At 58.8% G+C, this 25,083-nt stretch carries 19 protein-coding genes; 11 read left to right on the top strand and 8 right to left on the bottom strand.

Annotated elements, in window-relative coordinates:
* Positions 1–171: 171 nt before the first annotated feature.
* The 5 genes from rpsL to NE637_RS04760 all read left to right on the top strand — a co-directional run bounded on the left by rpsL (position 172) and on the right by NE637_RS04760 (position 5,845).
* Complete coding sequence (gene rpsL / locus NE637_RS04780; protein WP_008683436.1) at positions 172–543, top strand: 30S ribosomal protein S12; 372 nt, start codon at positions 172–174, stop codon at positions 541–543.
* 110 nt (positions 544–653) lie between these two features.
* On the top strand, positions 654–1,124 hold the full coding sequence (rpsG, locus tag NE637_RS04775; RefSeq protein WP_192112713.1) for a 30S ribosomal protein S7: 471 nt from the start codon (positions 654–656) through the stop codon (positions 1,122–1,124).
* Between the two features lie 102 nt (positions 1,125–1,226).
* Positions 1,227–3,305: an elongation factor G gene (gene fusA, locus NE637_RS04770; protein WP_227118059.1), complete on the top strand. Its 2,079-nt coding sequence runs from the start codon at positions 1,227–1,229 to the stop codon at positions 3,303–3,305.
* A gap of 222 nt (positions 3,306–3,527) precedes the next feature.
* Complete coding sequence (gene argJ, locus NE637_RS04765; RefSeq protein ID WP_215648345.1) at positions 3,528–4,715, top strand: bifunctional glutamate N-acetyltransferase/amino-acid acetyltransferase ArgJ; 1,188 nt, start codon at positions 3,528–3,530, stop codon at positions 4,713–4,715.
* A gap of 266 nt (positions 4,716–4,981) precedes the next feature.
* Positions 4,982–5,845 carry a class I SAM-dependent methyltransferase gene (locus NE637_RS04760; RefSeq protein ID WP_227118060.1) on the top strand — a complete coding sequence of 288 codons (864 nt, stop codon included), beginning with the start codon at positions 4,982–4,984 and terminating at the stop codon, positions 5,843–5,845.
* An 80-nt stretch (positions 5,846–5,925) separates the two neighbouring features.
* Here NE637_RS04760 and NE637_RS04755 read toward each other — a convergent pair whose 3' ends face one another.
* The 7 genes from NE637_RS04755 to NE637_RS04725 all read right to left on the bottom strand — a co-directional run bounded on the left by NE637_RS04755 (position 5,926) and on the right by NE637_RS04725 (position 14,553).
* Positions 5,926–6,321: a DVU_2496 family lipoprotein gene (locus NE637_RS04755; protein ID WP_227118061.1), complete on the bottom strand. Its 396-nt coding sequence runs from the start codon at positions 6,319–6,321 to the stop codon at positions 5,926–5,928.
* 21 nt (positions 6,322–6,342) lie between these two features.
* Complete coding sequence (locus NE637_RS04750) at positions 6,343–7,203, bottom strand: zinc metalloprotease HtpX (RefSeq protein WP_192112717.1); 861 nt, start codon at positions 7,201–7,203, stop codon at positions 6,343–6,345.
* Between the two features lie 91 nt (positions 7,204–7,294).
* Positions 7,295–9,211, bottom strand: coding sequence for an asparagine synthase (glutamine-hydrolyzing) (gene asnB, locus NE637_RS04745; RefSeq protein WP_227118062.1), 1,917 nt, complete (start codon positions 9,209–9,211; stop codon positions 7,295–7,297).
* Entirely contained in the window at positions 9,199–10,557 is a 1,359-nt protein-coding gene (locus NE637_RS04740) for a glycosyltransferase family 4 protein (protein ID WP_192112719.1), read from the bottom strand. The genes asnB and NE637_RS04740 overlap by 13 nt, the downstream gene beginning before the upstream one ends.
* A gap of 118 nt (positions 10,558–10,675) precedes the next feature.
* Entirely contained in the window at positions 10,676–11,695 is a 1,020-nt protein-coding gene (locus NE637_RS04735) for a polysaccharide deacetylase family protein (protein WP_227118064.1), read from the bottom strand.
* The gene (locus tag NE637_RS04730; protein ID WP_227118096.1) at positions 11,692–13,008 is read right to left on the bottom strand and encodes a glycosyltransferase family 4 protein; all 1,317 of its coding nucleotides are present in this window, start codon (positions 13,006–13,008) and stop codon (positions 11,692–11,694) included. Before NE637_RS04730 ends, NE637_RS04735 begins: the two co-directional genes overlap by 4 nt.
* A 225-nt stretch (positions 13,009–13,233) precedes the next feature.
* The gene (locus tag NE637_RS04725) at positions 13,234–14,553 is read right to left on the bottom strand and encodes an aminotransferase class I/II-fold pyridoxal phosphate-dependent enzyme (protein WP_215648357.1); all 1,320 of its coding nucleotides are present in this window, start codon (positions 14,551–14,553) and stop codon (positions 13,234–13,236) included.
* 323 nt (positions 14,554–14,876) lie between these two features.
* Between NE637_RS04725 and NE637_RS04720 the strand changes: the two genes are divergently transcribed.
* From NE637_RS04720 to NE637_RS04695, 6 genes are all read left to right on the top strand, one after another.
* A complete protein-coding gene (locus tag NE637_RS04720) occupies positions 14,877–18,374 on the top strand; it encodes an acyltransferase domain-containing protein (RefSeq protein ID WP_227118065.1) in 3,498 nt (1,165 codons plus the stop codon).
* A gap of 52 nt (positions 18,375–18,426) precedes the next feature.
* Entirely contained in the window at positions 18,427–19,887 is a 1,461-nt protein-coding gene (locus NE637_RS04715) for a TolC family protein (protein WP_192112724.1), read from the top strand.
* Positions 19,887–20,852, top strand: a complete 966-nt coding sequence (locus NE637_RS04710) for an HlyD family secretion protein (protein WP_227118066.1) — start codon at positions 19,887–19,889, stop codon at positions 20,850–20,852. The genes NE637_RS04715 and NE637_RS04710 overlap by 1 nt, the downstream gene beginning before the upstream one ends.
* Positions 20,853–20,861: 9 nt before the next feature.
* On the top strand, positions 20,862–22,271 hold the full coding sequence (locus tag NE637_RS04705; RefSeq protein ID WP_215648361.1) for an oligosaccharide flippase family protein: 1,410 nt from the start codon (positions 20,862–20,864) through the stop codon (positions 22,269–22,271).
* Positions 22,272–22,426: 155 nt separating this feature from the next.
* Positions 22,427–23,416, top strand: coding sequence for a 4Fe-4S dicluster domain-containing protein (locus NE637_RS04700; RefSeq protein ID WP_227118067.1), 990 nt, complete (start codon positions 22,427–22,429; stop codon positions 23,414–23,416).
* A complete protein-coding gene (locus tag NE637_RS04695) occupies positions 23,413–23,919 on the top strand; it encodes a FeS-binding protein (RefSeq protein ID WP_215648365.1) in 507 nt (168 codons plus the stop codon). The genes NE637_RS04700 and NE637_RS04695 overlap by 4 nt, the downstream gene beginning before the upstream one ends.
* 27 nt (positions 23,920–23,946) lie before the next feature.
* Here the strand turns inward: NE637_RS04695 and rlmN are convergent, their stop codons facing one another.
* Positions 23,947–25,011 carry a dual-specificity RNA methyltransferase RlmN gene (gene rlmN, locus NE637_RS04690; RefSeq protein WP_256267589.1) on the bottom strand — a complete coding sequence of 355 codons (1,065 nt, stop codon included), beginning with the start codon at positions 25,009–25,011 and terminating at the stop codon, positions 23,947–23,949.
* Between the last annotated feature and the right edge of the window lie 72 nt (positions 25,012–25,083).

The following is a 25,083-nucleotide window of genomic DNA, read 5'->3' as shown; positions in this document are numbered from 1 at the left end:
ATGCCGCCCGTTGGCTAACAGCTTGTTTTTTTGTCAGCCTTTGGTATAAAAATAATTTTTTTGTGCGCGTGTCCGCCGAGGCCTGCCTATTGACAGGCCTCGGCGGACACGCTATGTCCTGTCGTTCAAAAAGCTCTTTTTTGAGCGCAATATCCCATATGGAGGGAAATAATGCCCACGATTAACCAGCTTATCCGCATCGAGCGGAAGGCCGTGGTGAAGCGCAAGAAGACCCCCGCCCTGCAGGCTTGCCCGCAGCGCCGTGGCGTTTGCACCCGCGTTTACACCACCACCCCGAAAAAGCCTAACTCGGCTCTGCGTAAGGTCGCCCGTGTGCGCCTGACCAACGGTATCGAAGTTACGGCCTACATCCCCGGCGAAGGCCACAACCTTCAGGAACACTCCGTGGTCATCATCCGCGGCGGTCGTGTAAAAGACTTGCCCGGTGTCCGTTACCACATCGTGCGCGGTACCCTTGATACGTCCGGCGTGGCCGATCGTCGCAAGAGCCGTTCCAAGTACGGCGCCAAGCGTCCCAAGTAGTTTTATTCTTTCGGCGCGTGCCATGCGGCCCGCCTGGCTGCTTCCCATGGGGAGCGCCGGTCGCCGCGGGGTTTGGTGCCGCCGCAAAACAAGCATGAAGGAGAAACCCCATGCCCCGTAAAGGTCCTATCCCGAAGAGGGAAGTGCTGCCCGATCCGTTGTACTCCAGCCGCCTTGTCACCAAGTTTGTGAACAGGCTTATGTTCGACGGCAAGAAGGGTGCAGCCGAAAAGATTTTCTACAGCTCCCTTGAGACCCTGGCTGAAAAGACGGGCGAAGAACCCATGCGCGCCTTTGAAAAGGCCCTGGACAACGTGAAGCCCCACATGGAAGTCAAGGCCCGCCGCGTTGGCGGCGCCACCTACCAGGTGCCCATGGAAGTGCGCCCGGAACGTCAGGTCTCCCTGTCGATCCGCTGGCTTATCAACTATGCCCGTTCGCGCGGTGAAAAAGGCATGACTGCCAAACTTTCCGCCGAACTGCTGGATGCTTTCAACGGTCGCGGCGGCGCGGTGAAAAAGCGTGAAGACACGCACCGCATGGCCGACGCGAACAAGGCTTTCGCTCACTACCGCTGGTAAGAGGGCCTTCCGTTTTTTATCTGAATTCAGCCCGACGCCGCGTCCGCAAGGAAGCGGCGTCGGCTTTGCACCACACCGCATCCGCAGTATGGAGGAAACACCGTGTCCCGCACCGTTGCTGTAAACAAACAGCGCAATATTGGCATTATGGCCCATATTGACGCAGGCAAGACTACCACCACCGAACGCATTCTTTTCTATACCGGCGTTAACCACAAGATCGGCGAAACGCACGACGGCGCCTCCACCATGGACTGGATGGAGCAGGAACAGGAACGCGGCATTACCATTACCTCTGCCGCCACCACCTGCTTCTGGAAGGACTGCCGCGTTAACATCATCGACACCCCCGGCCACGTGGACTTCACCATTGAAGTGGAACGTTCGCTGCGCGTGCTCGACGGTGCCGTGTGCGTGTTCGACGCTGTTGCCGGCGTGGAACCCCAGTCTGAAACCGTGTGGCGTCAGGCTGACCGCTACAATGTCCCCCGCATCTGCTTTGTGAACAAGATGGACCGTATCGGCGCCAACTTCTTCCGCTGCGTGGAGATGATTCACGACCGCCTTGGCGCCAAGGCCGTGCCGTTGCAGTTGCCCATCGGCAGCGAAGACAAATTTGAAGGCGTGGTGGATCTGGTGCGCGGGCATGCCATCCGTTTTGACAAAAGCTCCAAGGGCGCGGAATTCAGCGTTGAAGACGTGCCTGCCGACATGAAGGATCTTTACGACGAAAAGCATCACGAGATGCTGGAAGCCGTGGCCGAGGAAGACGAAGCCCTGCTCGAAAAGTACCTTGGCGGCGAGACCCTTTCCGAAGAAGAAATCATTTCCTGCATCCGCAAGGCCACCATTGCCCGCAACATCGTGCCGGTGCTGCTGGGTTCCGCCTTCCGCAACATGGGTGTGCAGCCCCTGCTGGACGCCGTGGTGGACTACCTGCCTTCTCCGGTGGACATCCCGCCCATGCCCGGCCACATTGCCGGCAAGCCCGAAGAAATTGTGGAATGCCATTGCGACGACAAGGAACCCCTTGCCGGTCTGGTGTTCAAGCTTTTCTCCGACCCCTTCATCGGTCACTTGTCCTTCTTCCGCATTTACTCCGGTTTCCTTGAATCCGGCATGACCGTGTACAACGCCAACACCGGCAAGCGCGAACGCATTGGCCGCATCCTGAAGATGCACGCCAACAAGCGTGAAGACGTGAAATGGGCTGGCGCTGGCGACATCGTGGCTCTGGTGGGTCTGAAAAACGCCTCCACCGGCGACACCCTGTGCGACGAAAAGCGCGAAGTCATTCTGGAATCGCTGAACATTCCTGATCCGGTTATCGAAGTTGCCATCGAGCCCAAGACCAAGGCCGACCGCGACGCTCTTTCCGCCGCTCTGAACAAGCTGGCCAAGGAAGACCCCTCGTTCCGCGTGAAGGGCGATGATGAAACCAACCAGACCCTGATCGCCGGCATGGGCGAACTGCATCTGGAAATCATCGTTGACCGCCTCACCCGCGAATTCGGCGTGAACGCCAACGTGGGCAAGCCCCAGGTTGCCTACCGCGAAACCATCTCCAAGCCTGCCAAGTCGGACCTCAAGTACGCCAAGCAGTCTGGTGGTCGCGGTCAGTACGGTCACGTTGTCATCGACGTTGAGCCCAACCCCGGCAACGGTTACCAGTTCGTAAACGCCATCACCGGCGGCGTCATTCCCAAGGAATACATCCCCGCTGTGGACAAGGGTATTAACGATGCCCTGAAGTCCGGTGTGCTCGCTGGCTTCCCCGTGGTGGACGTGAAGGTGACCCTGGTGTTCGGTTCGTACCACGAAGTCGACTCCTCGGAACAGGCCTTCTACGTGGCTGGCTCCATGGCCATCAAGGACGGCATGCGCAAGGCTACCCCTGTGCTGCTCGAACCCATCATGGACGTGGAAGTGGTTACCCCTGAAGAATACCTCGGCGACGTCATGGGCGACCTCAATGGCCGCCGTGGCCGCGTGCAGAGCATGGAAGCCCGCGCTGGCGGCGCGCAGAGCGTGCGCGCTCAGGTGCCGCTTTCCGCCATGTTCGGCTATGCCACTGACCTGCGTTCGCGCACTCAGGGCCGCGCCACCTTCACCATGCAGTTCGATCACTACGAACGCGTGCCCCAGGCCATTGCCGAAGAAATCCAGAAGAGCCGTACATAATCTGAGCCTGGCGGCCTAGCCGCTCAAGGCTTTATACAGCGGGGGAGGAAGCGGTGAGCTTTCTCCCCCGTCTTGCTTGTGGCGGGCACTGAAATTAGCTGTTGTTGGCAGGGCAAGAAAAGGGCATTCTGCTGTAACGGAAACTTGGATTTGCTATATTGCGTGAGGCTTCGCACCCTGTTGGGGCATCACGGCACAGTCAACGATGTGATGGAGTAGGTGATGCAGGACGATCTGCCAAAGGGTTTCAGGGCTGGGGCTGCGGCTGCCAATTTCAAAAAGGCTGGCCGGGACGACCTTGGCATTATAGTTTCAGACACAACCGCCGTGCTGGCGGGCATGTTCACCCAAAACCTGTTCAAAGCCGCCCCTGTGCTGGTGTGTCAGGAGATACTGGCAAGCCGGGGCACCGCCCGCGCTGTTCTGGCTAATTCCGGTCAGGCCAACGCCTGCACCGGCGCTGAGGGCCTTGCCAACTGCCGCGCCACGCAGGCTATGGTGGCTGGCCTTACCGGGCTTGAGGCCGATGAAATATTGCCCCTTTCTACAGGCGTTGTGGGCGCGCATCTCAAGATGGATTTGTGGCTTGATGCAGTGCCCAAACTGGTCAGCAATATAGGCACCCGAGATGCGGAGGGCTTTACACGAGCCTTTATGACCACGGATGCCTTTCCCAAATTTTCCATGCGCGAGGTTACGCTCGCAGGCGGCACTGCGCGCCTTACCGTGATGGCCAAGGGCGCGGGCATGATCTGCCCTAACATGGCAACCATGCTCTGCGTGGCGCTTACTGACGCCAAGGTGGCGCGCGATCCCTGGCAGGCCATGTTTGGCCGTGCCGTGGAGAAAACCTTCAACCGCGTGAGCGTTGACGGCGATACCTCCACCAACGACACCATCCTGGGCCTTGCCAACGGCGCGTCTGGCGTTGCTGCTGAAAGTGCGGCAGATCTGGCGCTGCTGGAAGAAGCACTTACCGATATCCTTGGCACTGTGTCGCATATGCTGGTTATGGATGGCGAAGGAGCCAGCAAGGTTATCCACATCACCGTGACGGGCGCCGCCAGCGATGACGATGCCCGCACTGTGGCGCGCAGCGTGGGGCATTCACAGCTGGTAAAGACCGCCATTTACGGCGGCGATGCCAACTGGGGCCGCATAGTGACGGCTGTTGGCTACAGCGGCGCAAAGTTTGACCCCTCCAGGGTCAGCATGAAACTGTGCGGCATTGAGCGCTTCCGTCTGGGCTGCCCTGTCAATGAAGACAAGGAAGACGCCCTGGCCGAACTGCTCAAGGCCAAGGACGTACAGGTGGAGATCGATCTGGGCGGCGGTTCCGGTTTCTACAATTTCCAGGCTTCCGACCTTGGTCATGAATACGTGACCCTGAACTCTGACTACCGTTCATAAGTTTTCTCCATCACTTCACACTTGTCATTGACCGTATCAAGCCCCGCACCGCATCAGGCCCTGCCTGCGCGTTGCGGGGCTTTTGCTGTATCTCCCTACATTTTCACCGATACTTGCCTGACATGGAAGGATGCGCCCATGCGTTTACACCTTCCATGCTGCATGCAGATGCGATTTTTCTGCACGTCATGATTTCTGCCTCCAGTTCTCGCAGACATGCTGGACAGGCAGGCCAGAGGAGCTTTAGTGTTTTTGAGGAGGGAATTATGGAAGAAGAGTTTTTTGAACGGCGCTATCTGGAAAGTGTTGACGCCTGTCCTGTCTGTGGCAGCAGACAGAGTCAGGTAGTCTATGAGGCTGGCGAGGGAGTAATGGCGCAAAAGTGCGCTTGCGGCGGGTACTACTGCGACCATCGACTTAACTCAGAGGGTTTGTCAGCCTACTGGCAGGACTATCAAAACCGTGAACATAGTGCAGTGGAAGAGGAGTGCGCCCTGCGGCAGCGCATGTATGCGGTGGACTATGCGTATATTGCGCAATTTCTGAAACCCGGGGCCAGGGTGCTGGATGTGGGCTGTGCGGATGGCCTGTTTCTGGACTGGTTTGCCGCTGCCGGGCACGAGTGCAGCGGGGTGGAATTTGGCCATGAAGCGGCTTTGAAGGCTGCGCAGCGGTATCCTGTCCGGGAGGGATATTTTCCAGATCTGGACTTAGCCCCCGGTTACGATCTGATTATTTTTCGCGGCGTATTGCAGTATGTGCATGCGCCGCGCAGCTTTTTCAGCAAGGCGGCTTCCCTGCTTGCACCTGGCGGCCATGTGTACGTGACCGCGCAGCCCAACATGGAAGCGTTTTGCCATCAGGTCTACCGCAACAAATTCCGCTTCAGTTTGACCCCGTGTGATTGCGTGGGCTACACGCCGCAGTCGCTGGCGGCAGAATTTGCTGCGCAGGGTTGCGTCACGGCCGGGCAGACCTTCTTTTATGAAGAAACCCCATACGCAGACCCGCCCAGAGACGTTCAGACGTTGTACAAGGCCATTGAAGCCAGAAATAGGGGGGATGAACCGGAAGGGATGTCGCCGCCGTTCTGGGGCAATATGATGACCATGGTGTTTCGCAAAAACTGAGCCCATATTGCCAGTGCAGACAAAAAAGCTCCGGACATGGAAAATGCCCGGAGCTTTCGCATTTCATTCATATGCAGCGTTTAGAAACCTTCAGCCACCCAGTCCACAATCTGAGTCATGCGGGTGAGGGTATGCTGGTTGTTGCGCTGCCGTTGGCCGATCTCTTCCATAGAGCCTTCAAGCCGGTAGATGCGCCAGTCGCCCTCGGTCAGAACACCGAGCCGCACTGCTTCATTAACAGCCGCCCGTGCTTCGCCAGGTGAGCAGAAAAGATCAAACTCCTGTACGCCGGGGTCAAGAATCACTTCCGAGCCGCTGGCAATATCTACAATGTAGTTGCCAGGGGCGTAGACGTACACAAATGGGCAAGGCTCAACCGGGGGAATGGGCGCAGTATCCTGCGTTGGCTGCGCCTTGGTACAGGCCATCAGCGCAAGGCTCAACAGGGCGGCGCAAACAAGGCGTACGTGCATCATCTACCTCATTGTGCTGTGGTTTCAGCGCCCCGAAGCGGCCATTTCGCGCAGACGGCGAATGCGCTCTTCCAGGGGCGGATGGGTGCTGAAGAGGCTTGCCATGCCGCCATGAGCGTACATGGGGGTCACAATGAACATCTGTTCCGTGCTGGGGTTGCCTTCCTGCATGGGGATCTGGCCGCTTGCCATGCCCAGCTTGTTCAGCGCCCCGGCAAGGGCCAGGGGCTGACCGCAAAGCGCGGCGCCCGTGTCGTCCGCCAGATACTCGCGCGAGCGTGAAATCGCCATCTGGATAAGCCCGGCAGCCATGGGCGCCAGCAGGGCCAGAGCTATGGCGGCAATGGGGTTGGTTCCGCCGCCTTCTTCATCGCGGTTGCCGCCAAAAATAGCCGTAAACTGAAAGATATTGGCAAGGGTCACAATGGCGGAACCCATAACGCCCGCAATGGTCTGAATAAGAATGTCGCGGTTGACGATGTGCCCGATTTCGTGCGCCAGCACACCGCGCAGTTCTTCGGGCGAGAGCAGGCGCATGATGCCGTCCGTGACGGCAACAACAGCATTCTCCGGGTTGCGGCCCGTGGCAAAAGCATTGGGTGCTTCTTCAGGCACCACGCAGATGCGCGGCTTGGGAATACCCGCGTTGCGGGAAAGTTCTTCCACAATTTTGTGCAGATAGGGGGCTTCTTCCGGCGCAAGCTCGCGCGCGCGGTACATGGAAAGCACTATCTTGTCAGAATACCAGTAGCTGCCCACGTTCATGATCAGGGCTAGGCCAAAGGCAAAGATAACGCCTGTGCGCCCGCCCATCAGGCCGCCAAGCATGATTATAATGGCGGAAAGCAGGGCGAGCAGAAGAACAGTCTTGATCTGGCTGGTCATGCATTTTCCTCTCAAGCAGATTTAAGCTGCGGGTTTTCCGCATGCTTCTTTCACTATAAGCACTCTGTTGATGGTGGCAAGCGGAGTAGGCTCAGGGATGGCGAGCCCTCCACCACAGCTGGAAGACCAGCAGCGTCCAGAGGGGCTTGCGCAGGTCGGCCCTGCCGGAGACATGCTCGTCCATGAGGGCGCGAACCGCCTGATGGTTGAATATGCCCTGCGCCTTCAGGGTGGATTCGCTCAGCAGGTCTTCCATGAGGGGCCGCATGCGGCCACGCAACCACTGTGCCACAGGAATCTGGAAGCCGCGTTTGTTGCGGTACAGGATTTCATCCGGCAGCAGCTCGGCAAAAGCCTTTTTGAGCAGCCACTTGCGCTTGAAGCCGTGCAGCTTCCTGCCCACAGGCAGGCGGGCTGCAAATTCCGCCGCGTCCTTGTCTAGGAACGGCGCGCGAACCTCCAGGCTGTGCAGCATGGAGCAGCGGTCAACCTTGACCAGAATATCATCAAGCATGAACTGGCGGGCGTATACGTGGAAAGCGCGGGCAAGCGGCGTGGCGGCGTTTTGCGGCTGCCAGTGGTCATAGTGTTCGCGCGTGGGGGCAAAGAGAACTTCGGGAGCCAGAAAGCCGGGCTGTTGCGCCTTGAAAGCGCTGTCCAGAATGGATTCCTGCATGTCGGGCGTAAAGGCCGTGAGCATGGTCTGCACCCGCTGCCATGCCGGGGCGTGCGCCGCCCGCAGGAATGTGGCAACGGCCAGGCGGGGGTTGATGTACCCCGCAGAGGAGGGCAGCAATTGCGCGAGCGGTTCTATGATGCCTTTGCGCAGCGCAGAGGGGGCTGCATTGTACCACTGGGCAACCTTGAAGCCGATATAGTGTTCGTACCCCGCCCACAGTTCGTCCGCGCCGTCGCCGCCAAGAGCCACGGTGACCTTTTCGCGCGTGACGCCGGAAAGCAGCCATGTGGGGGCAACGGACGCATCCGCCATGGGCACGTCCATGCGGCTGATGATGCCGGGCAGTGTATCCGCGCATTCTTCGGCGGAAAGCACGCGTTCATGGTGGTCGGTGGCGAAGGCCTTGGCCACGATGCGGGCATAGCGCGACTCATCGTAGCTGGCCTCGCTGAAACCGATGGAAAATGTCTTGATGGCCGTGGAAGACTGGCGGGCCATGAGCCCCGCCACAATGGAAGAATCAATGCCGCCGGAAAGAAAGACGCCCAGCGGCACATCACTGACCATGCGGCGGCGCACCGCCCGCGAGAGCAGAAAGCGCAGTTCTTCGCAAAGCTCATTGTCGCTGCGCCTGTCGGATTCATCGGGCATGGGCATATCCCAGTAGCGGGAAATGCTCAGGTTGCCGTCCTGCAGCAGCAACATGTGCGAAGGCGGCAGGCTCTGCACCTCTGTGTAAACGCTGTGCGGCGTGGGCACATATTCGTAGGCCAGATAGCGCATAACGGCCTGCGGGTTCATAGTCAGGCTCAGATGGCGCAACTGTTCAATCCCGGTCAGCTCGGAGGCAAAATACAGCCTACCGTGCTGCACGGTATAGAAAAAGGGCTTTTTGCCAAAGCGGTCGCGGGCGCAGAACAGACGGCGCTGCTGGTTGTCCCACAGGGCAAAGGCAAACATGCCGTCAAAGCGGGCCAGACAGTCCGGCCCCCAAATGCGGTAGCCTTCAAGAATGACTTCCGTGTCGGAGCTGGTCTGAAATTGCCCGCCAAGGGCGGTCAACTGTTCCTTAAGCTCGGCATAATTGTATATTTCACCGTTGAAGGTGACGGTCATCTGGCCATCGGCGCTGTGCATGGGCTGGCCGCCGCCGGAAAGGTCGATGATGGAGAGCCGCCTGTGTCCAAGGCAGACCGGGCCGCTGCTCCACTGTCCTTCACCGTCGGGTCCGCGATGGGACATGCGATCGGTCATGGCCTTGACCCACTGCCCGGCTTCGGGAGTGAGAGGCGAGGCGTCAACTTGGCAAGTGCCCGCTATACCGCACATTTTTGCTTCCAGATCGTGTAGTGTTTGATGAAAATATCTGCCAGACGCCGATTGTTGCGGGTGGGGTCAAACATATCCGCCGCAAGCTGTTTGCCGTTGCGCGCCAGTTCCTGAGCCAGAGCGTCGTCATCGGCAAGGCGTTGCAGGGCATCGGCCAGAGCCTCGGGATCGTTGGGCGGCACGGCAAGGCCGGTTTTGCCGTTGATCACCACTTCGGGCAGGGCGTTGACCGTGGTGCTCACCACGGGCAGGCCGTAGGCCAAGGCTTCAATAACCGTGTTGGGAATGCCGTCGCGGCGGCCAGATTCGTGCACCACGCAGGGCGCTGCAAAAATGTCGTGCTCGGCCAGGATGTGCGGCAGTTCGTTGTGCGAAATAATGCCCGGCAGCAGCACACGGTCTTCAAGCCGCAGCTCCTCGCGCAGGCGCAATATCTCGGCTTCCATACGTCCAAGACCCATAACCGCGCCGCCGCCGCCTGCAAGGGTAAGCCTGAAATCCACGCCCCTGTCGCGCAGGATGGCGCAGGCCTTGATCAGCACGTCAAAACCCTTGGTAACGTCAAACCGCCCCAGAGCCAGAAGACGCACGGGGCGCTCCATGGGCTGTTGTGTCTGGGCATTTTCCTGTGCCTTGGGTGCGGCGACGCTTGCGGGAATATCAGTTTCTGGCAAGGGCGGCAGGGTAAGACTGTTGTAGATCAGCTCCACCTTGCCCTTGGCCTGCCCCTTGGCAAAAACCTCGATGCGGGTTTTGTCCGCCTCGTTGTTGGCACGCACAAAGAAAGCTGCGGTCAGTTTGTCGCCAAGGTCAGGGTCTGCGGGCTCCAGATTGTCGCCGCGCGCGGCAGTGGCAAAGGGCAAACCGGCGATCTGCGAGGCAACCCAGGCAGCTGTGGCAGTGCCGCGCGGCCATGGAGCGTAGATCATGTCTATGCCAGCCTCGCTGAACAGGCGGCCCAGGTACATGCCGGCGCAGAATGCCCAAAGGTTTTCACCCAGGGTTTCCCAGCTGCGCCAGCGGCGGAATATGGCCTTGCGGAAGAGGCGTCCGGAACGCAAAGGGTGCAGCGCAATTTGCCGGAAGCATTCACCCAGCACACGCCCCAGGGCGCGCATGCCGTAGGTGCGCGTTTCTCCGGCCACGGCCCGCATTTCGTTGGAGCAGTGGCGCAGGTTGGGGCCGTACAGGCTGTAGACGGAAAGCGGCAGCAGCCCCTTGAGGCCTTCCACTTCCCTGAAGATAAAGGGCTGTGTAAACAGCGGATACCACAGCAGAACATAGGCCACGTGCGGCAGGCCCGTCTTGAATACGGGGCGGGAGGCCTTGGTGCTGGTTTCCGTCATGGTTGTCTCCAAATGCGGCGGGCTTTTCTCAGCGGGTTGCTGGGTATTAATGCTGTCGCCGTCTCTTTGTGCATGTATGATCACGGGTTGCTTGTAAAATTTCTCTTGAAAAACAGAGCTATGGGGTTGCAGGCCCGCCAGTCCAGTCACCCTTGCCCAGCAAGGTGGGGGCCGTTGGCCCAAGCTCGCAGCGCAGTTCGTCCATGGTCACGCACCGCACACTGTAATGCCTGTGCAGCCAGTTGAGCCAGTCGGCAACTTTGCGCGTGAAGCGCGCCACAGCTGCGGCGTCAGGCAGGTGAGGCGTGCCGCCGGGCATCATTTCTGATGAATGCCAGGTCAGGGAAAGCACCCGTCCGCCACGGGCCGCAAAAATTTTTGTAATGGCGCACATGGCCCACAGGGGATGGTAAACTGGCAGCAGAGCCAGCGCTCCCCAGTTTTTCAGGCTGGCGCGAATTTTTTTGCCAGCCGGGCCGGACACGCTGCGCAACAGGGCCGGAAGCTGCGGAACGAGAGGGGTCACTGTGAGGGGAACTTCAAAAATTCTGTCGTCTCCCACCGAAACCCAGTATGGGGTGCCTGGCGCGTCAAAATGGTTGGGGCCTTGCATTGGCGTTGGGGCGCAGTGCAGGGGCCGCACAGAGGCATCGCAAAGAATGCCCGCGGCGGCCAGAAGAGGCCAGTGCTGGCGGTGCAGATCCCATCTGCCCATGCGGAAGGAAGTGAGCGGCGCGCTCTGCACAGCCCGGCCAGCCTCCTTAAGCGCAACGAGTTTGGCGGCGAACAGATCGTTGGAAAGTGCTGCAGCGGGTACGCTGTCGGCCATGTTTGGCAGGGTTTGCTCCGATCCGTCCAGTGCCAGAGGCGGCGTGTTCCAGTGGTGCAGATGTGCGCCAATTTCCGCATGGTGCTCGTCACGCAGCCATGCCAGGGTCTCGTGGGATGTTTTATCCGCCAGCACGCTGTGGGCGCAGAACAAGGTGGGGCGTACGCCCATGGTGCAGAAAGGGGCCAAGGCCCTCAAGCTGGCGGTGTTGCGCGTGGAAAAGCCACGACGGGCGTAGCGTCCGCCAAAGAGGCCTTCTTCTTCAACGTCCAGACTGACGGCCAGATAGAGCGGCTGTTTGACGCTCATGCGTGACCTGCCGCTCCGGCTTTCATGGCGGCTGGGATGTCGTCCTCTGCGGAGCTTCCGGTCTGTCCGCCGGAATGGCTCCAGTAATGACGGCTTTCATCCACATAAAGGCGCAGCAGGGCCGTGATGTTGTTTTCCCGGTCAAACATTTTTTCAACGCGGGCGCGGCCTGCCTCGGCCATGCGGCTTGCGTGCTCCCGGTCTTCAACCATATGCCGCACGGCATCAGCAAGGGCGCGCGGGTTGCGTTGCGGGGTAAGCAGGCCGGTTTCTCCGTTGATGATAACTTCGGAGATGCCGCACACGTCTGTGGCAATGACGGGCATGCGATGCGAGAGGGCTTCCATGATCACGTTGGGGATGCCGTCGCGATCGCCGTTGGAATGAACAACGCTCGGCATGATGAGCATGTCGTGGTCGAGCATGTAGCCGCAGATCTGGTCGTGCGGGATAAAGCCGGGCATGTGAACGATATTTTTAAGGCCCAGCCGGTCGCGCATACCCATGAGCTTGAGCCGCCAGCGCCCGTTGCCCACGAGGGTCAGGCTCACAGGCACGTTTTCTCTTTGCAGGCGCGCCATGGCGGAGAGCAGGTCGGGAAAACCCTTGGTGCGCGCAAAGCGCCCCACCGCCAGCAGACGGTAAGGGGGGCGCATGCTGACAGCGCACTGCCCCTTGGGGGTAAATGTAAGGCTGTTGTAAATGGCGTGCACCTTATATTCCTGCCCGGCAGGGCAGAACTTGCGCAGCCAGCTCACATTGGCGTGGTTGTTGGTGCGGATGAAGAGCGCATCGGCGGATTTTTCCCGCAGCAGGCCGTCCTCTGGGTAGATGTCGCCAGCGCGGCCCGTAAAGGCAAAGGGAATGCCCGTGAGGCGCGAAGCCACCCATGACGCCGTTGCCGGGCCGTTGGCCCACGGGGAGTGGATAAGCTTGACGCCGTCCCTCACGCACAACTCGGCGAGCAAAAAGCCGGCCATGAAGCACCACAGATTTTCACCCAGGGACTCCATGTTGCGCATGCGATGGAAAAACCCCTTGCGCATGAGGCCCCAGACCTTGAGCGGATTGCGTGAAAGCGCACGTATGAAAGCCCGGAGAATGCGCACTGTGCCGCCAACGCCCATGCGTTCCACTGGCCCGGTAAACTTGCGCATTTCTTCGCTACAGCCGCTCAGGCTTTTACCATACATGGTATAGGCGCGCACAGGCAATCCCCGCGCCATAAGCTGCACAACCTCGCGAAAGATGAACGTTTCGGAGGAGAGGGGAAACCAAAGCAGAACATAGGCAACAACCGGCAAGGCGTCCATTTTCGGTTGTGATGCGCTCTGCTCTGCTTCTGCGCCATCAATATGCGTCATGGTTTTCTCCGCTGCAAACAAGAGCCGGGCCACTTGGCCCGGCACGGCAGACGGAGGTTCCATCTGCCCGAAAATGCGAACATGCCGCATAATCGCACAGTTGCGATCCTCAAGCGGGCGATGTAACGCCCGCTCAAGCGACAGTTCGACCACGCAACACGGGTCGCTATGAAGTTACGCCTGCCCGCTCTCGCTGGCGTTCTGGCGCTTGTAGTCGTCCACAATGGCCCAGGCCTTGGGGATTTCTTCCTTCACGGCATCCAGCGCCGTGCGGATATGTTCTTCCGTATGGGCTGCGGAAAGGAAGAAACGCAGACGGTCAGTGCCTTCTTTGACAGCAGGGAAGGTGATGGGCATCACATAGATGCCGCGCTTGAACAGTGCGTTGGACAAAAAGCCTGCCACCATGGGGTCGCCCACCATGACCGGCACAACGGCGTAGCCCTGGGCCGCGCCCGTATCAAGGCCAATGCTGGCGGCGTAGTCCACAAAGAAGTGCGAAATCTTCTGCAGCTTGTGCACCCGCTCGGGTTCGCGCAGCATGATGTCCAGAGCCTTGTGGCAGGCCACGGCGATAATGGGGGGCATGCCCACGCTGAAAACAAAGCCCGGCGAACCGTACTTGAGGAATTCGATCAGTTCGTGGCTGCCGGCAATGAAGCCGCCGCAACCGCACATGGATTTGGAGAGCGTGCTCATCCACATATCCACATCGGTGGGGTCAATATTGAAATGCTCATGCGCGCCACGGCCCGTTGCGCCAAGCACGCCAAGGGAGTGGGCTTCGTCCACAAGCAGCATGCAGTCGTAACGTTTTTTCAGTTCAATGATGCGCGGCAGATCGGGGATGTTGCCGTCCATGCTGAACAGGCCTTCGGTAACGATAACGGCGCGCTTGTGCTCGGCGCGTTTGGCCTTGAGCATTTCTTCAAGGGCATCGCAATCGTTGTGGGCGTATGAGTAGCGCGATGCGCCGGAGAGACGCGCGCCCTGAACCAGCGAGTTGTGAGCCAGACCGTCATGGAAAATGGCGTCGCGGTGGCCGAAAAGAAAGCCAAGGGTCGAGACGTTGGTGGCGTGGCCGCTCACATAGATGATGCAGTCTTCCACACCGTACAGGTCGGCAAAGGCGCGTTCAAGCTCACGGTGGGGCGGACGTTCGCCGCCGACCAGGCGGCTGGCGCCGGCAGAGGTGCCGTAAATGGCAGCCGCTTCGCTGACGGCCGCGGTGATCTCGGGGTGAGCGTTGATATCCAGATAGTCGTACGTGGAAAAATTGAGATATTCTTTGCCGGAAATGAACGTGGTGGCTTTGGCCGCGCGCTCATGACAAAGAAACAGAGGATTTTCCATCCCCATCTTGGCTCCCATTTCCACAAGCCGATCAAAGGCGAGCTTGGAACGCGTGCGGTTAAATCCGGAAGCGCTGCTTTCGGCGGCGGCGGGAGTTTGCACCGCCTCTTGGCCAGCCTGATAGGAATGGTTGTTCTTCATGCCTCGTCCTCGTAAATTTGTCCAAAAAAGCCGTGCCTGGCAGGCCAGATGAGGGCCGAAATCCGGCAGGCGCAACATTGTAAGTAGCCAGTATAGCCAAAGCAAGATGTTATGGCAAGTCGCGTGTGGGGCGGCTCTGTTGAAAGCTTTGCAGGTAGCGCTGCTTTGTTTGGCTGCGCGATAAAAGAGTTTGCGGGCGCTGGCTGGACAAGCATGATGATATCTACTAACATAATCCTTTACCCAAATGGCTGCTATGCCCCTTTTGCCCTGCCTCGGCCCTGTCGGGTTGCCGGGCCTTGGCCCTTTACAGGCACAAAGATATGCGTCAGGACTACGAAAATCCAGTATCAGGCAACCTCCAAGACGAAATAGTTCTTGATGGCGTGCGTTATGCCAACCTGCAACAGGCTGGCCAGCAGTGGCGCATTGGTGCCGTCAACCCCGTATGGCGGCAGGAATTGCTGGCTCTGCCAGCAATTCCCGATGCCGAAGCCCTTGCCCGTCTGGAAGCTCGCGGCCTGTGGATTGCGCCGGAGCGGGCTGACGGCCCGCCGCCTTTGGCGGTGATGTGCTGCGGTCTTGGGGCGGTCTGGCCCGGAATGGGCCGCGAACTGTACGACAATTTTCCCGCAGCCCGCGCGGCCATGGATCGCATTGCCGCCGTGGCGGACTGGGACATCCTTGGCCTCATGGATGAAACGGGCGTGGAGAAGATCAGCCTCACCCGCTGGCAATCCCCTTATGTATTCATGCTGGAGTACGCCCAGTGGAGCGTGTTGTCTTCGCTGGGGTTGAGTCCTTCGCTTTTTTGCGGACATAGCCTTGGCGAATTGATTGCTCTCTGTTTTTCAGGCATACTGGCCCCTGAAGTGGCGTGGTATATTCTGGATACGCGCGCTGTACACATGTCGGAGCTGGAGGCAGGGGCTTCCCGCGAAACAGGCATGATGGCCGTGCACGCTGATGCCGAGATCATCAATGAAGCCTGCGCCACATGGCCCGCCCTCTACGTTTCCAATTACAACACGCCGCACCAATTCATTCTGAGCGGCCCGCGCGGGGTCTTGCAGGAAGCGCGCAAGAGCCTGCGCAAGCGCCGCATCCCTGCCATTGTGCTCAATGTCAGCCTGGCTTTTCACCATCCGAGCATGCGCGTGTTGCGCGACATTTCTTTGCGCCGCCTGAGCGCCCTCGACATGTCTGCGCCCGAAAGACCCATGCTGAGCGGTATTACCGCAGATTTCTATCCGGAAGATCAGCCCTCCATCTGCCAGTACATCGCCGATCTGGATGAAAATTCCGTGCGCTGGACTGAATGTGTGCAGACCATGTGGAACCGTGAGGGTATCCGGTATTTCCTTGAGCTAGGTCCGCAGGATACGCTGTGCAGCCTTGCGGCTGACAATGAACCTCAGGCAAAATGCCTGACCGCAGGGCGCAAGGGGAAAGAGGTCGAGGGCATGCGTCAGGCTTGCGCCCACCTGTATTCGCTGGGGTATCTGCGGCGTGATGCTGTGGCCCGGCGGGCAAGGCAGGCGGCAAGCGGCGGCGAAGCCCGCATGCTGGCCTGCAAACCGGCGCCCCACTGCGGTTTACGCCCCGCTGTGGCTGGCAATGGCGCAAATGTCTGCGCTTCGGCGGCGTCAGAAGCGCCGCAATCCAGTGTCATGGATACAGCAAATGCTGAATTTGCTGATTCTGCTGCCGCTGCGGCGGATTCCGCACCTGTAACTGCATCCCATGCCGAAAGCATGGCGGTGGTTCTGCAAATTCTGGCTCAGGCCTGCGGCAGACCGGTTGAGGATCTGCGTCCAGAAATGGATCTGCGTTATGATCTCGCCCTGCGCTCCAGCCGTTTTCCCCATATTGTGCAGGATGTGGAAAAGGCCCTTGGCATTACCGTCAATTTTGAAGATCTGCTGCAGGTATCAACCATCGGAGATCTAGGCCGGGTGCTTTCCGGCGGTTCCGCGTTTGCCGGGCAGGCTGAACACACCGCAGAAAGGGCCAGTGCAACTGCAAAGCTCTGTGCGGAGCCTTTGCGCAGGTTTGCCCCTCTTAAGGCCTTGCCCCCTGATGGGTGCAATCGTGATTTGCGCCTTGAGCCTCTTCCGCTTGATCCCAGTGCTTCCGGGATAAATCTGCAGCCTGGCGATGCGGTGCTCCTCTGCGTGCTGGATGCTTACATATTGCCCCGCCTGCTGAGCGGCATTGCACCTCTGGGATGCGTGCTGGGCGTGCCCCAGCCGCTGCTTGAGCGGTGCGCTCCCCTTGCCAAGGCCGGCGCAAGACTGATGCCGCTCGATATCGACTTGGGAAAAGGCGGCGAAACCGCTCTTGTAGCCAGTCAGTTGCAGGCGGCCGTAGCCGATTTCGCACAGGCACAGGGCAGAGTGGATGGTCTGTTTTTTGTGCCGCCTGTCCCGGCTGGGATCATGGTTGCGCCTTCTGCCGATGACGTGCCGCCACAGGCTGCGCCGGAGCGCCTTGGCGCGTTGATGGAATCGGCAATTGCGGCCGCCGTGCCGCACGGCTTGCGCTTTGTCGGCAGTTGTTCCGTGCTGCCGCCCGAAGCGGAGAACTGTATTTTTGACGCCCCGCTGGAAAAAGCCCTGGATGCGGCGGCTCACGCTCATGGTGTGGCTGTGCGGGCAATCCGCATGTTGCACGGCCCCGAAAGGGCGAGCCTTGACGAATGGGGCGACATGCTGGCGCGTGAAATTCTTTGCGGCACAGCCGAACAGGTGATCTGGGTACGGCCAGAGGCCATTGACGGCCCGGTTGTTTGCGAAGAGCCGCCCGTCCGGGACATCATCAAGGAGAATCCATTGAGGTTCCCGCTGGTGTTTCCTGAGCCGCAGCCTGCATACCGCTCAACCGCCACCCTGTTTCAGGGGGGCTGCCATTTTTCGCACTTTGCCGACAAAACGCTGGCGCTGCACGGCGCGCAGCAGGGCAACTGCCTTGGGTCTGATGTGCCGCGTCTGCCGGTTTGCCGCAGTCTGGAGGCCATGCTCGAAAGCTCGAGGCAAGCTTTGCCCTGGCTGACAGTTACGGGCTTTTGCGATTTGCGGTTTTTTGATGCGCCGGAATTACCGTCCGGCATTACTCGCGAATGCCGGGTGACAGCTGAGGCTGAACCCTGGCTGATGCAGGAAAAAGTCATGACGCGCATGTGCCGCAGTGAGCTTGCTGTGCGCGGATTGACGCCCAATGGTCGGCATACTGCCCAGTATGCGCCGGTAAGCGAGGGCATGGTGTGGCTTGCGGCCCATCGCAGCAGTGTGCGCCCCCTGTGGGAAGAGGTGCCCGCGGCAGCCTCCGTGGCAAGCCCTGTGCTGGACACCGGGCCATTTTATAAAGCAGCCGGGCTTGGCCGTGAGTGGCGCTTTGTGGAAAACTTCTGCACGCTGCCCGATGACCTGTTTTCTGGCGCGCTGAGTTTGCCCCAGACATGCATTGCCCCCGGAGCTGATTCTGGCTATACTGGCGACATGCTTGTGGTGGAGGGCGTATTGCAGGCTGCATGGCTTGCCATAACATCCGAATACTCCAAGGATTTTTCTGACACTGCCGCTCTTGCTGCCGCTATGCAGGAGTGGGCTTTGCATGCTGTGGGCTTTATCCGCATCGGGCCGATCCGTGCTGATGGCCCCTTGCGCATATTGATGCAGCGTTCCTGGGCCAATGCGCGGTTGCGTCGTTTTGACGCGCAGGTAATTGATCAGGAAGGGCATGTTTTTTTGACAATTCACCATCTTGAATTTGACCGATGTGATCAGGCCGGGCTTTCCCCTGCCGTGAATCCCTCGGCATAAACACTCAATCTGCTCAGCGTCGCGCAAAGCGCAACGGCGCAAAGGGTGCCAGATGCTCACTGCACAAGCAAACCTTACTACACGTCTTTTTCTGCCGCTGCTGCTTGTGGCGGCCCTGCTTGCCGGAGCCTGTTCCAACAAGGCCGGGCTCAAGTCGCCGGAGCTTCCCGCCAAGCACTGGCTTGAAGAAGCCCCAGGGGTGCCTGTTGAAAACAAGGCCAAGCTTGAAGCCGCAGTGCCGAACCTCTATGATCCCAAGAAGGTTTTTTCCTTCGAAGATTGCGTGTTCCTGACCATCCAGCAGTCGCCTGCCCTGGTCAACAGCGCCGTGAATATTGAAATCAAGCGTCTCGCCCAGACGGACGCTGTGTGGAAGTACCTTCCCGAGCCTCGCATGAATTTTACCGTGTCCAATAACCTGACGCGGTATAATATGGACAATAAAGATACGCCCAGCGATTACGGTCAGACCCGGTTCCGCGTGGGTTTTTATGCCGCCTTCCCCAATCCCATGGCCACCTACTTTGAACACAAGGTGCAGTCAGCCATGGTCAATCTGGCAATCTCCACCCACCGCAAAGCCGTGGGCAAGGCTATTGGCAAGATTGGCGAGGCCTATCTCCAGCTTCAGGCCCAGCAGAAGATTGTGGAAGCGCAGAAAGAGCTGCTGCCGCTTGGCAAGGAGCTTGTGGATTACTGGAAGAAGGTTGAGGCCGTTGACGGCCGCCAGGGTGTTTCGCTCAACATGGCCATCCAGCACCAGCGCGAGCTTGAACTCAAGCTGGAGCAGACCCGCATGAAGGAAGTGATGCAGCGTACACAGCTCAAGATTCTTGCTGGCGTTGAGCCGCAGCAGAGGCTTGAGGTGGATACCAAGAGCGCTGATTCCGTACTGGCCGGTTTTGACGGCCGCAAGCTCTCCTGGGAAGAACGCTGGCCTGCCACTGAAGATGATCTGCTGCTTCGTGGACAGGTGACCCTGGGCGATTACAATATTATGGTCGCCTGGGCCCAGTATATGCCGACCATGTCCATTGCACTGAACAATAATCCTCCGGCGGGTCAGTATCAGCCCCCGAGCGGAGCAGAAGACACCTTTTTGCACCTGACCTTTGACTTCCCGCTTATCGACTGGGGACGCAGATACCGTGGCGTGCAGACCGCGCGCATGGTAAAGGCCCAGGCCTTCCACGAGCTCGCCCGCAAACGTTCGGACTACTCCAACAAATGGCTCCAGAGCGAGCAGCGGGTAGCCTTGGCCGAAACGGAGCTCAAGCTTGCCAAGACCCGCTTGGACACGGCCAGCATGCAGTACAAGGAAGCCCAGATTTCTTTCCACGAAGGCATTGCGCAGTTGCCCGACATGGCCTCCAAACAGGAAGACATGGTTCAGGCGCGCATAGCCTACATCAGTGCAGAGCTTGACTATAAGCTGGCCCAGCTTGAGTGGATGGATCTGTCAAATTCCCTGGCCCAGCGCTTCCTCGGCCTGCCTGCTAAGGAGTTGCTGTAATGTTGGGTATGTACAAGAAAACGCTGTCGCAGGCGCGGCACCGTTGTTTTGCAGCAGCACTGTCTGTTGTAGTGATGCTTGCTGCCTTGATGTTTCAGGACGCAGCCTCTGCTGCTGATAATGGTTCCATAGGCGCTGGCGCGACTATTCTGACCGGCAAGGTCGTTACAACTGTCACGCGCGCCGTGCCTGTGCCTTTTAACTCTGTTGTGGACGAGGTGCTGGTCAAGCCTGGCCAAGCCGTTGCCAAGGGTGCCCCGTTGATGCGGTACCACCTTCAGGAAGAGGCCGAGCGGGTGCTGCAACGAGAAGTAACCACCGGGGCTGCTACCGAGAATCTGAGAGGGCAGGTGCTTGATCTTGACCGCAAGCTTGCAGAAACTGCCGCCCAGCGTAACAAGGCCCGGCAGCTTGCGGCCTCGGGGCTTGGTTCAGCACAGGCTTCCAGCCGACTGGAAGACGATGTTCACTCCCTGAAGCGCCGCATTGAACTTTTGACTGTGACCATCCAGAAATCTGAACAGAACTTTGCCGCCCGTCTCGAAGAACTGAGCGGCTATTTCGGCACGACCATCAAGGAAGGGGAGCGCCTGCCAGCCTCGCTTACGCTGACTTCTCCCATTGACGGTTATGTGCTGTCACTTGACGCCACGCTCAACCCCGGTTCCCTGTTGGCCGCTGGCACCACGCCCGTGCGTGTGGGGCGGCTTGATCCCGTGCTGATCCAGGTGCCTGTCTACGAGGCCGAAATCAGCGGCATCAAGGCTGGCGACTCGGTGGAAGTTGAGATTCCTTCGCTGAACAATAAGAAGTTCAACGGTACAGTGAATGAAATTTCCTGGGTTTCTAGTGATATGAGCGTTTCAAACCCGTCCTACTATACGGTGGAGCTTACTGTCCCCAATCCTGGTCTGGAACTCAAACCTGGGTTCAAGGCTGTGGTGCGATTCAAAGGGAGCAGGTAAAGCCGTTTCATGAAGCTGAAAAGCATCCCCCGACGACTGGGGTACATTCTGGGTGCGCAGTGGACGCGCGACCTGGCGTGGACCGCTTTTACCATTCTTCTTGCACGCCGCAGCCCCGATATACTGGGGCAGGTCGTGCTGGCGCTCACGTTCGGCTATCTGGTGAAAACCATAGCTGACGTGGGCCTTAACGATTTTCTGCTCTCAACATTTGCCCGCCGCGAAGGGCGCCCGGTGGCTCTGCTGGGTGAAGTCACCTGGCTCAAGCTGATTGTGCTTATTCTGGCCCTCTGCGTTACATGGCTTGTGACCGGCTGGCAGAACTATACGCCAGAGTTGCGGCTTGTGGTTATGTGCATAGCCGCGGGTCTAGGACTGGACGGCGTGAGCGATTCGTTTTTTGCGCTCTGCCAGGCGCGGGGGCGGCAGGATGTGGAAATGCGCATCCGTGTGCCTTCAGCACTGCTGGGCATTGGCTTTGGCATCGTCTGCGTGGTCATTGGGGCCCCGCCCATTGTGATTGCCCTGTACAAGCCCATGGAATCGGTGCTGTGCATCATTTTTGCTTTGCTGGCCTTGCAACGCAATCCTCTGGCAGGAGTTGGCCTTGATGGCATGAAAGATCTGGCCCGCCATATGAAGCACGGCCTCATCTTTACCTGCATGGCTGGCTGCGCCATGTTCTATAACAAGATCAACGTCATATTTCTTAAGCAGTATGGCGGCAATGCTGATGTGGGCGGCTACGGGGTGGCGTGGGAAACTGTTGAGGGCCTGTCGGTGCTTGTTTCCAGCGCATTGCTGGGCAAGGTGATTTTTCCGCTGCTGGCAAAGCTGTGGCAGCAGGACAAAGGCGCATTCCGCCAGCTGGCCGGTCAGACTGCCCGCTCCCTTTGGGCTGCGTCGTTGCCCATTATCTTTCTTATCTGTGTGGAGAGCGACCGCTTTCTTCCCCTGATTTACGGTCCCAATTATCAAAGTGCGGTCACCGCACAGCGCTTGCTTACACCTTGCCTGGCAACGGCCTTTTTGCACAACCTTGCGGCATACGCCATGATCGGCATGCGCCAGCACCGCCTGCTCCTGCTATTTTATCTTACGGGCCTGGTGTGCAATCTGGTGTGCTGCTTTACTCTTATTCCTGCCATGCCCCTTGAAGGCGCGGCCTTGTCCCTCACCATTACCAAGGTTTGGGTAGCCCTGCTTACAGTGGGCTATTTTCAGTGGGCCGCGCGCCCCATGTCGCTTGGGCAGTGGGGGCTCATGCTTGGCAGCTGCGCCGCCTGCGTAGGACTGTGGTGGGGGATAGGGCTGGTTGCACCGCGTGAACTGGCAGAGCTGGCAGGTCTTGTGCCTTTGCTGGCCTTGTTTTGGCGTTGGAGACCCCCACCGCCATTTGAAAAGGCCGCGCTTGCCTGATACGTATCTGGACAGTCAGTTGCCGTGCTGTGGATGGAGGGACAACCATTCCCCGGATGACCAGACCTTGCCGGACAAATTGCCTGAGACGTTGACGCCACGGTAAAGGCAGGCCTATAGGATTACTGCAAGACAGTAACAGGCAAGGCATTCCCATGGGCAACAAACTGTTTTTACAGCGCAGGTCAGTCATCAAGGCCATGGCAGGCACTGCTGGCTTATCGCTGGCGGGTGCGGCATCTTCCCTGGCCTCGGGGGTACAGAGCCAGGGTAACGGTGCTGACCGTGCCACCATCATTGATGTGGATCTCTGCAATGGTTGCGGAGCCTGTGTCTCAGCCTGCCGCGACAGAAATCTGTCAGAAATCCCCGTCCCAACTCAGCCGATCCCCCGGCCTTACCCCTCATGGGTGCGCGGCAATGACTGGTCGACCCGCCGCGATGAAGTCTCCCGGCTTACTCCCTATAACTGGCTTTTCATCCAGTCGTGCTCCATCACGGTTAACGGTGTGGAGCGGCGGATATATTTGCCGCGGCGCTGTTTGCATTGTCTGAACCCCCAATGTGTCACGTTGTGCAGCACTGGCTCTTTGCGCCAAAGCAACGAAGGCGCAGTTTACTCCCACCGCAGCACCTGTCTGGGGGATGGCCCCTGCGACCGGGCCTGCCCGTGGGGTATCCCGCAACGCCAGGCGGGGGTTGGGCCTTACCTGAATCTTGCGCCCAGATATGTTGGCAACGGGCAGATGTTCAAATGTGATTATTGCAGTTCTCTGCTCAAGGCTGGCGAAAGCCCTGCCTGCGTGACGGCCTGTCCGCAGGGGGCCATGCGCATAGGACCTCGTGAGGAAATGGCAACGCTGGCCAAGGAAATGGCGGAACAGCGGGGTGGGGATATTTTTGGGCTCAAAGAAAATGGCGGAACAAACACCATCTATGTTTCTTCGGTGCTTTTTCGCGATATCGAGGCCAACATGCTGCGTCAGGGAAAGGTAGGCTTTGGTATGCCGAGCCTGCGCCCGGCTGGCGCCAGTATGGATAAGGAAAACAGCCTGCTGAAGGCTGTTCTGCTGGCCCCAGTGGCAGGAGCGGCCCTGGCTGGCCTAAGACTGTGGCGTGAAAGAAAGATGAGGCGCAAGCCATGAAAAACCAGCCCTCGCTTTTTTCCTCATTCTTCAGTGTATTGTGGCTGGCCAGCATGCTCACAGCCGTGTGGAGCGGCCTTGCGCATCTGCCGCAAGCTGGAAGATATGGGCTGATTCAAAGTTCCAACTGGTCGCCATCTGTTGCGCATTATTATTCTTCTGCGGCACTGCTGTTCTTGGGAACGTACGCCTTTACCGTCTGGCGCCTTCAGGGGCGCAGTGCCTACTGCCTGACGCGGTGCGGCTTGCTGCGCATTATTTTGCTGATAGGGCTGGCCATCAGCGGTTTGGCGCTCATCGTCCACAATATGCCCAATTTTTCTCTGTATGATGGCGTGTATGCCTACGTCAAAATGCTGCATCTTGTGTGCGCCCTAGCCCTGCTTCCCCTGCTGATTTACAGGCTCTGTCGCCGCTGGACCGGCGGTTACGGCTGGCTGAAACCACGCGATGGGGCAGACACGTGCTGCGGCGGTTCAAGGCGGCGTCCGGCCCAACGCTAGAGCTATTCCAGCATAAGGCTTGCCCGTTCAGTCCAATTGTGCCTGCCGGTCAGCTTTAAGCTGCCCGCAAGCTGCCTTGATGTCCTGCCCCTTGCTCTTGCGCAGAATGGCCGTGATCTTGCGCTTCCAGAGGTACTGCTCAAAGGCCAGTACGCTTTCTTCCGTAGGGGCGGCGTAAGGTGCGCCCTCCGCGGGATTGTAAACAATAAGGTTCAGCTTGCCCCGCACATCGCCCACCAGCCGGGCCAGATCCCTGGTCTGTTCCAGCCCGTCGTTGACCCCGCCCAGCAGCAGGTACTCAAAAGTAATGTGCTCCCGCGTTTTAAGCGGGTAGGACTTGAGCGCTTCAAACATCTCGTCAAGAGGCCAGCGTGCGGCCTTGGGCATGATTTTCGCCCGCAGTTCCTGCGTTGGCGCATGCAGCGAAACCGCCAGATAAGCAAGGCCGCTATCTCCCAGCTCGCGCAGCCCTTTTTCAATGCCGCATGTGGAAACTGTGATGCGGCGGGGTGAGAAATTCAGCCCCTTGGCATTATTCAGGCCTTCAAGGGAGCGCATGAGCTCGCGCATGTTGAGCAGTGGCTCGCCCATGCCCATGAACACAATATTGCGCAGCATGGGCCATTCCGGCCTGTCATCACCCAGGTGCGCACGCGCCACAAGTATCTGCCCCAGAATTTCGGCCATGGTCATGTTGCGTTCAAAGCCCATTTGTCCCGTGGAACAAAAGGTACAGGCCATGGCGCAGCCCACTTGCGAGGACACGCACTGCGTCCAGCGGCGTACGCCCTCACGCGAGTCCGAAGGAATAAGCACTGTTTCAACCAGGGCTCCGTCTTCAAGCCGCAGCAGAAATTTTGTGGTATCGTCCTGGCTTTTCTCAACCGTGACTACCTCCGGCCAGACAATGACAGCCTTGGCAGTCAGCTTTTCGCGGCAGTCTTTTGAAATATTGGTCATGGATTCAAAGTCGCGAACCATGCGTTGCCATAGCCATTGCCAAATTTGCATGGCGCGGAACTTGCGCTCGCCCAGTTCGGTTTGAAGCCAGTTTTCCAGTTCGGGAAGGGTCAGGTTGAGAAGATTGGTCATATGTTCTGCCGGAATTAGATAGGGTTTTGTGGTGCAAATATGTTGCGCACTGGCAGTTGAACTACGATGTTT

This window comes from Desulfovibrio desulfuricans (genome assembly GCF_024460775.1).
In the GTDB taxonomy this organism is placed as follows: Bacteria; Desulfobacterota; Desulfovibrionia; order Desulfovibrionales; family Desulfovibrionaceae; genus Desulfovibrio; species Desulfovibrio desulfuricans_E.
The sequence above is the reverse complement of the archived record's forward strand: the minus strand, read 5'-3'. Positions and strand labels throughout refer to the sequence as shown.

Excerpts from the sequence above, each read along its gene's own strand:
- rpsG (WP_192112713.1), top strand. The coding sequence starts at position 654 with ATGCCCCGTAAAGGTCCTATCCCGAAGAGGGAAGTGCTGCCCGATCCG.
- NE637_RS04700 (WP_227118067.1), top strand. The coding sequence starts at position 22,427 with ATGGGCAACAAACTGTTTTTACAGCGCAGGTCAGTCATCAAGGCCATG.
- NE637_RS04725 (WP_215648357.1), bottom strand. The coding sequence starts at position 14,553 with ATGAAGAACAACCATTCCTATCAGGCTGGCCAAGAGGCGGTGCAAACT.
- NE637_RS04695 (WP_215648365.1), top strand. The coding sequence starts at position 23,413 with ATGAAAAACCAGCCCTCGCTTTTTTCCTCATTCTTCAGTGTATTGTGG.
- NE637_RS04710 (WP_227118066.1), top strand. The coding sequence starts at position 19,887 with ATGTTGGGTATGTACAAGAAAACGCTGTCGCAGGCGCGGCACCGTTGT.
- rpsL (WP_008683436.1), top strand. The coding sequence starts at position 172 with ATGCCCACGATTAACCAGCTTATCCGCATCGAGCGGAAGGCCGTGGTG.
- NE637_RS04705 (WP_215648361.1), top strand. The coding sequence starts at position 20,862 with ATGAAGCTGAAAAGCATCCCCCGACGACTGGGGTACATTCTGGGTGCG.
- rlmN (WP_256267589.1), bottom strand. The coding sequence starts at position 25,011 with ATGACCAATCTTCTCAACCTGACCCTTCCCGAACTGGAAAACTGGCTT.
- NE637_RS04755 (WP_227118061.1), bottom strand. The coding sequence starts at position 6,321 with ATGATGCACGTACGCCTTGTTTGCGCCGCCCTGTTGAGCCTTGCGCTG.
- asnB (WP_227118062.1), bottom strand. The coding sequence starts at position 9,211 with ATGTGCGGTATAGCGGGCACTTGCCAAGTTGACGCCTCGCCTCTCACT.
- NE637_RS04730 (WP_227118096.1), bottom strand. The coding sequence starts at position 13,008 with ATGGACGCCTTGCCGGTTGTTGCCTATGTTCTGCTTTGGTTTCCCCTC.
- NE637_RS04740 (WP_192112719.1), bottom strand. The coding sequence starts at position 10,557 with ATGACGGAAACCAGCACCAAGGCCTCCCGCCCCGTATTCAAGACGGGC.
- NE637_RS04715 (WP_192112724.1), top strand. The coding sequence starts at position 18,427 with ATGCTCACTGCACAAGCAAACCTTACTACACGTCTTTTTCTGCCGCTG.
- NE637_RS04750 (WP_192112717.1), bottom strand. The coding sequence starts at position 7,203 with ATGACCAGCCAGATCAAGACTGTTCTTCTGCTCGCCCTGCTTTCCGCC.
- NE637_RS04735 (WP_227118064.1), bottom strand. The coding sequence starts at position 11,695 with ATGAGCGTCAAACAGCCGCTCTATCTGGCCGTCAGTCTGGACGTTGAA.
- argJ (WP_215648345.1), top strand. The coding sequence starts at position 3,528 with ATGCAGGACGATCTGCCAAAGGGTTTCAGGGCTGGGGCTGCGGCTGCC.
- NE637_RS04760 (WP_227118060.1), top strand. The coding sequence starts at position 4,982 with ATGGAAGAAGAGTTTTTTGAACGGCGCTATCTGGAAAGTGTTGACGCC.
- NE637_RS04720 (WP_227118065.1), top strand. The coding sequence starts at position 14,877 with ATGCGTCAGGACTACGAAAATCCAGTATCAGGCAACCTCCAAGACGAA.